The sequence below is a fragment of the Vulcanococcus sp. DEBay_Sum22DG08_74 genome (assembly GCF_017852955.1).
GTDB lineage: Bacteria > Cyanobacteriota > Cyanobacteriia > PCC-6307 > Cyanobiaceae > Vulcanococcus.
Window position 1 is genome coordinate 1 of the sequence record NZ_JAFMKL010000104.1, and the last position, 5634, is coordinate 5634.

At 64.2% G+C, this 5634-nt stretch carries 8 protein-coding genes; 4 read left to right on the plus strand and 4 right to left on the minus strand.

What is annotated here, in order from left to right; all coding sequences use genetic code 11:
- The 4 genes from QZ184_RS09660 to ureE all read right to left on the minus strand — a co-directional run.
- Nucleotides 1–804 (minus strand): transporter substrate-binding protein (locus QZ184_RS09660; RefSeq protein WP_296419331.1); only part of this gene is annotated, 804 nt, incomplete at its 3' end.
- Nucleotides 805–1000: 196 nt separating this feature from the next.
- Nucleotides 1001–1606, minus strand: a complete 606-nt coding sequence (ureG, locus tag QZ184_RS09665) for an urease accessory protein UreG (protein WP_029626041.1) — start codon at nt 1604–1606, stop codon at nt 1001–1003.
- Nucleotides 1607–1642: 36 nt separating this feature from the next.
- The gene (locus QZ184_RS09670) at nt 1643–2329 is read right to left on the minus strand and encodes an urease accessory UreF family protein (protein WP_043705227.1); all 687 of its coding nucleotides are present in this window, start codon (nt 2327–2329) and stop codon (nt 1643–1645) included.
- Entirely contained in the window at nt 2322–2822 is a 501-nt protein-coding gene (ureE, locus tag QZ184_RS09675) for an urease accessory protein UreE (protein WP_296419335.1), read from the minus strand. Before ureE ends, QZ184_RS09670 begins: the two co-directional genes overlap by 8 nt.
- A 78-nt stretch (nt 2823–2900) precedes the next feature.
- Here ureE and QZ184_RS09680 point away from each other — a divergent pair, with 78 nt between their 5' ends.
- The 4 genes from QZ184_RS09680 to QZ184_RS09695 all read left to right on the plus strand — a co-directional run.
- Nucleotides 2901–3824 (plus strand): urease accessory protein UreD, encoded by a 924-nt coding sequence (locus QZ184_RS09680; RefSeq protein ID WP_296419337.1) that lies wholly within the window; start codon nt 2901–2903, stop codon nt 3822–3824.
- A 69-nt stretch (nt 3825–3893) separates the two neighbouring features.
- Nucleotides 3894–4196 carry an urease subunit gamma gene (locus tag QZ184_RS09685; RefSeq protein ID WP_010313747.1) on the plus strand — a complete coding sequence of 101 codons (303 nt, stop codon included), beginning with the start codon at nt 3894–3896 and terminating at the stop codon, nt 4194–4196.
- Nucleotides 4197–4202: 6 nt separating this feature from the next.
- Nucleotides 4203–4520, plus strand: a complete 318-nt coding sequence (locus QZ184_RS09690; protein WP_247476706.1) for an urease subunit beta — start codon at nt 4203–4205, stop codon at nt 4518–4520.
- Between the two features lie 11 nt (nt 4521–4531).
- A partial coding sequence (locus QZ184_RS09695) for an urease subunit alpha (protein ID WP_296419340.1) occupies nt 4532–5634 on the plus strand: 1103 nt, incomplete at its 3' end.

Here is a 5634-nt window from a genome sequence, read left to right on the forward strand (position 1 = left end):
CACGTAGTAGCCATTCGCCGGAGTCAGACCGGCGTCCTGGATCTGCTTGAAGAAGGCAACGTTCTGGTCACCATTGAGGGTGTTGATGATCACACCGCCGTTGGGCATCGCCTTTTTGATCTTGGCGATGATCGGAGCGACCTCGGTGTTACCCAGGGGCAGGTAGTCCTCGCCAACCACCTTGCCGCCCAGGGACTTGAGCTGCTGCTTGGTGATGGTGTTGGAGGTGCGGGGGAAGACGTAGTCGGATCCCACCAGGAAGAAGGGCTTGCCAGCGGCAGGCGACTTCTTGAACATGAACTCAGTTGCAGGCTCCGACTGCTGGTTCGGAGTTGCACCGGTGTAGAAGATGTTCTTGGAACACTCCTGACCTTCGTACTGAATCGGGTAGTAGAGGAACGCGTCCTTCGACTCGTAGACGGGCAGCATCGCCTTTCGGCTTGCTGACGTCCAACCACCGAAGACCACAGGCACCTTGTCCTGATCGATCAGCTTTTTGGACTTCTCAGCGAAGGTTGGCCAGTCGGACGCGCCGTCTTCAACAATGTATTCGATCTTGTATTTCTTGCCATCAACGGTGACACCACCGGCGGCATTGATCTCATCAATAGCCATCTTCTCAGTGTCCACCAGGGTGGACTCCGAGATCGCCATCGTACCGGTCAAGGAGTGAAGAATCCCGACCTTGACCGTGTCGTCGTACTGAACATTGGAGGCAGAATCACCACCACCACAAGCCACCAGACTCAGAGAAGTGGCGAGAGCCGTTGCACCGGTCAGCAGACGCAACGAAGACTTTCGCATCAAAGGAGATGCCATAACTTTGAATCAATGAAGGCCGCCGCCGTCGTTCAGCGGTGCGAGGAATGTATTGATCGAGGCAGGCGCTCACGGGTAGCAATAAGCACCAAATTGGCAATTGCGAGACTGATCAGACTCGCGGCAATTCACCAGGAGATTTGACGCCCTTTGCGCCGTATCAACGGCCACCAATCTGCGGCTACTTCGGTAGCTGTTGCAACAAAAACGCCTCGACCTGCTCGAGGCCCTCGCCGCTGTGGAGGTTGGTGAAGCACCAGCTCCGGCCCGAGCGCATCCGCTCGGTGTCACGCTCCATGACCTCCAGGCTGGCCCCCACCATCGGAGCCAAATCGATCTTGTTGATCACCAGCAGGTCCGAGCGGGTGATGCCGGGCCCTCCCTTGCGCGGAATCTTGTCGCCGGCGGCCACGTCAATGACGTAGATGCAGAGGTCCACCAGCTCCGGACTGAAACTCGCCGCCAAGTTGTCGCCGCCGCTCTCGACCAACACCAGATCGAGATTCGGGTAGGCCGCCTCGAGGTCCGCGACGGCAGCTCGATTGATCGAGCAGTCCTCCCGGATCGCCGTGTGGGGACAGCCCCCGGTTTCCACACCGCGAATGCGGCCGGGCTCCAGAGCGCCAGCGCGGGTCAGGAACTGGGCGTCCTCCTGGGTATAGATGTCGTTGGTGACCACCGCCAGCTCCAACCGATCGCGAAGGCGCCGGCAGAGGGCCTCGACGAGGGCGGTCTTACCCGAGCCCACGGGCCCAGCCACACCAACCCGCAGACGACTGGTGGTCATCTCCTTCGCCAATTCATTCTCAGCATTGTGCTCAGCTCAACTGCGGAACAGGCGGGAGTAGAGCTCTGCGTGGCGCAGCTGGGCCAGCCCCGCACCGACGCCGCCATTCCACTGCTGCTCTGGATCCATCGACGCCAGCTCCTGAGCCCGCTGAGCGAGAAGCGGAGCGAGCCTCAACTGCAGCCGCTGGGCCTGGGTTGGCCCAAGAGGCACCAAGCGCACCGCTGCACTGAGCTGGTTGGCGACCCAGGAATAGAGGTAGGCCTCCTCCACCTCCGGGGAGTCCAACTCCAAAACCGCGCAGGCCCAGGCATAGGCAGCCGGCCAGGCCAACAGCGTTCCGGCTCGGGGCAAGGGCCAGCCCAGATCCGCCAGCAACTGCAGGAGCGAACGCCCCATCTGCCGCTGCTGAGCCCGCAGCTCCGCTGATTCCCGCTGCACCAGCAACCACTGATCAAGGCTGCGCAGCTCCTGCTCCGCCTGCGGCTCACCGTCTTTCCAGGCGCGCATGAACGCCATCAAGGGCGCGAGCGCTGCGGCCTCAATCGCCACCCCACCACGCCGCAACTCAGCGCTGAGCCAATCCTCCATCGCCTGCTCGGAGGTGACCTGACCGGCCTGAACCAAGACCTCAAGACCCTCGGAATAACTGAAGGCCCCCACCGGCAAGGCCGGACTCACCAGTTGATAGAGCCTGAGCCGCGCCAGTTGCCGATCAGCCATGGGAGTGGGCATGGGGAACGCCCGCATAGGCACCGGCCTCCGGCTGAAATGGAGCATCCAGGCAGTCCACCTGCAGCTGCCTTTGGCGCAGCAGCTCCGCCAACACGCTGTCCTGCAACAGAACCAAGCGGTCGGGGTGCAGCTCCATCGCCACGTGGCGATTACCCAGGTGATAGGCCGCCTGCAACAGAGCCAGGGGCTCAGCGCTGCGCACCTGCATCACCGGCTCCGGTGCCGCCTCCACAAGAACCTGCCAACAGCCGTCGTCACTCAGCAGCTGATCACCGGGCTGCAGGGCAGCACCACGGGGGAGCTGCAGCACCAGATCCCGCCCGCAGCGACTGCGGCGATGGCCCCGCAGGCTGGTGCGCTCATCCGCCGTCAACGCCAAAGTCAACGCCTGGGATCCAGGCTCCGGCAGCACGCCCTTGGGGCGGCGCTCCACCAACACGATCGCTGAACCCTGCTCCACCTGAGGCGACCCGAGGGCCATCACCCTGACGAGCCACCGCACTGGACCTTTGTGGCGATTGCTACCAAAGCCGGACCGGCGGGACCGGAGTATGCGGCCATGGCTGAGTCGCAATCCACCTGGAGGGGACGTGTCGCGCTCCAGTTCGAGCGAAGGGGCTCGGCGGGGGGCGAACGAACCATTCACCAAGGACAGGCCAGCTCCCCGCTCAAATTGCAGCGCGCCCAGTGGCAGAGCAGTGGCCACTGCGAGCTGCCGATCCTGCACACCGCCGGGGGCTTGGTCGGTGGTGACGAACTCGAGATCAGCGCCCAGCTCGCACCCCAGAGCCAGGCCCTACTCACCAGCGTCGCAGCCCAGAAGGTCTACGGAAGCGTTGGACGCTCCCGCCAACAACCGCAGGGACGCTGGTCTCGGCAGGCCTTGAGGTTTGAACTCAAACAGGGCAGCCAACTCGAATGGCTTCCGCAGGAGCTGGTGCTCTACGCCAATGGCCTGTTCGAGCAGACCTGCCGTATCGAGCTGGAACCGGGTGCCAGCTTCCTCGGAGCGGAGGTCGTGCGCCTGGGGCGCACCGCCGCGGGGGAGTCCCTCGAGCAGGGCTGCTGGCGTTCCGCCCTGGAGATCCACCGCAGCGGAGCCAACGGCGGACGCTGGGAATTGGTCGATCGCCTGGAGCTCAAGGATGCAGCTCTGACGGGGGAACACGGCATGGCAGCCCAGCCGGTCTTCGGCTCCCTGACCTGGATCGCCGGGGACCCACTCCCCCCAGCTGTCATCGAAGAATTACTCCAAGCCTGCCGCCAGCAGCGCGCTGGTCTCGAAGGAACCATGGCCTGCGGCGCCCTCGAGCAGGGCCTGGTGGCCCGCTATCGCGGCCCCTCCAGCCAAGCCGCCCGGTTCTGGTTCTGCCGCATCTGGGCCTTACTTCGCTCCATCCAAGGGCAAGCCCCGCCGGAGCTTCCCCGGGTCTGGCCCTTTCAGGAAAACCCCTTGGAGCAGGCGGCTGAGTGTTCAGCCTGAACAGAGGACGGTCCAGCGCGGAACCAGAGTGAAGGCTTCTGATCAGCTGGATCAGGCTCCTGCCCCGCCATGCATCTGACCCCTCAGGAGAAGGACAAGCTCCTGATCGTCACCGCGGCCCTCTTGGCCGAACGCCGGTTGAACCGCGGCCTCAAGCTCAACCATCCCGAGGCGGTGGCCTGGCTGAGTTTCCTGGTGCTCGAAGGGGCCCGGGACGGAAAAACCGTGGCGGAACTCATGGCCGAGGGAACCACCTGGCTGAGCCGAGATCAGGTGATGGAGGGCATCCCTGAGCTGGTCCACGAAGTCCAGATCGAGGCGGTGTTTCCCGACGGCACCAAGCTCGTGACCCTGCATGACCCCATTCGCTGATCGGCCATGGCTGCACTCATTCCCGGCGAACTGATTCCCGAACCAGGGGAGCTGGAGCTCAACAGCGGACGCCCCATCACCACGGTGCTGGTGGCGAACACCGGAGATCGCCCCGTTCAGGTGGGCTCCCACTTCCACTTCTTTGAGGCCAATGCCGCCCTGCAGTTCGACCGCGAGGCCACCCGGGGACAACGGCTCGACATTCCTGCGGGCACGGCGATCCGCTTTGAGCCTGGCGACAGCCGGGAAGTGCAGCTGATTCCCTTCGCAGGCGGACGACGCGTCTTTGGCTTCAACGGCCTGATCAACGGCCCCCTCGACTGAACGGACACCCCATGCCCTACCGGATTTCCCGCCGTCAGTACGCCGAGACCTACGGCCCCACCACCGGCGATCGCCTGCGCCTGGCGGACACAGAGCTGATCCTTGAGGTGGAACGGGACCTCACCGTCTACGGCGATGAAGTGAAATTCGGCGGCGGCAAGGTCATCCGCGATGGCATGGGGCAGGCCCAGACCACGCGGGCAGCCGGAGCGGTGGACACCGTGATCACCAATGCCCTGATCCTCGACTGGTGGGGCATCGTCAAAGCCGACATCGGCATCCGCGATGGCCGCATCTGCGGCATTGGCAAAGCGGGCAACCCGGATACCCAGGCAGGGGTCGACATCGTCGTGGGCCCAGGCACCGAAGCCATCGCCGGGGAGGGACACATCCTCACCGCGGGCTCGATCGACACCCACATTCACTTCATCTGCCCCCAGCAGATCGAAACGGCCCTGGCCAGTGGGGTGACCACCTTGCTCGGCGGCGGTACCGGCCCGGCGACGGGAACCAACGCCACCACCTGCACCCCCGGGGCCTTCCACATCAGCCGGATGTTGCAGGCCGCTGAGGGGCTGCCGGTCAACCTGGGCTTCTTTGGCAAGGGCAACGCCTCCACCCCAGAGGCGATTGAGGAGCAGGTCCAGGCCGGCGCTTGCGGGCTCAAGCTGCATGAGGACTGGGGCACCACTCCGGCGGCCATCGACTGCTGCTTGAGCGTTGCCGATCGGATGGATGTGCAGGTCTGCATCCACAGCGACACCCTCAATGAAGCGGGCTTTGTCGAGGACACGATCCGAGCCATCGGCGGCCGCACGATCCACACCTTCCACACCGAAGGGGCCGGTGGTGGTCACGCCCCCGACATCATCAAAATCTGCGGCGAAGCCAACGTCCTGCCAAGCAGCACGAACCCGACGCGCCCCTACACCCGCAACACGCTCGAGGAGCACCTCGACATGCTGATGGTGTGCCACCACCTCGACCCGAAAATCCCGGAAGACGTGGCCTTCGCAGAATCACGGATCAGGCGCGAAACGATCGCCGCCGAAGACATCCTTCACGACCTCGGCGCCTTCTCGATCATCGCCAGCGACTCCCAGGCCATGGGCCG

What these genes read in the sequence shown, in the direction of transcription:
- ureG (WP_029626041.1), bottom strand. Translation starts at nt 1,606, where the DNA reads ATGACCACCAGTCGTCTGCGGGTTGGTGTGGCTGGGCCCGTGGGCTCG.
- QZ184_RS09690 (WP_247476706.1), top strand. Translation starts at nt 4,203, where the DNA reads ATGGCTGCACTCATTCCCGGCGAACTGATTCCCGAACCAGGGGAGCTG.
- ureE (WP_296419335.1), bottom strand. Translation starts at nt 2,822, where the DNA reads ATGGCCCTCGGGTCGCCTCAGGTGGAGCAGGGTTCAGCGATCGTGTTG.
- QZ184_RS09670 (WP_043705227.1), bottom strand. Translation starts at nt 2,329, where the DNA reads ATGGCTGATCGGCAACTGGCGCGGCTCAGGCTCTATCAACTGGTGAGT.
- QZ184_RS09685 (WP_010313747.1), top strand. Translation starts at nt 3,894, where the DNA reads ATGCATCTGACCCCTCAGGAGAAGGACAAGCTCCTGATCGTCACCGCG.
- QZ184_RS09680 (WP_296419337.1), top strand. Translation starts at nt 2,901, where the DNA reads ATGGCTGAGTCGCAATCCACCTGGAGGGGACGTGTCGCGCTCCAGTTC.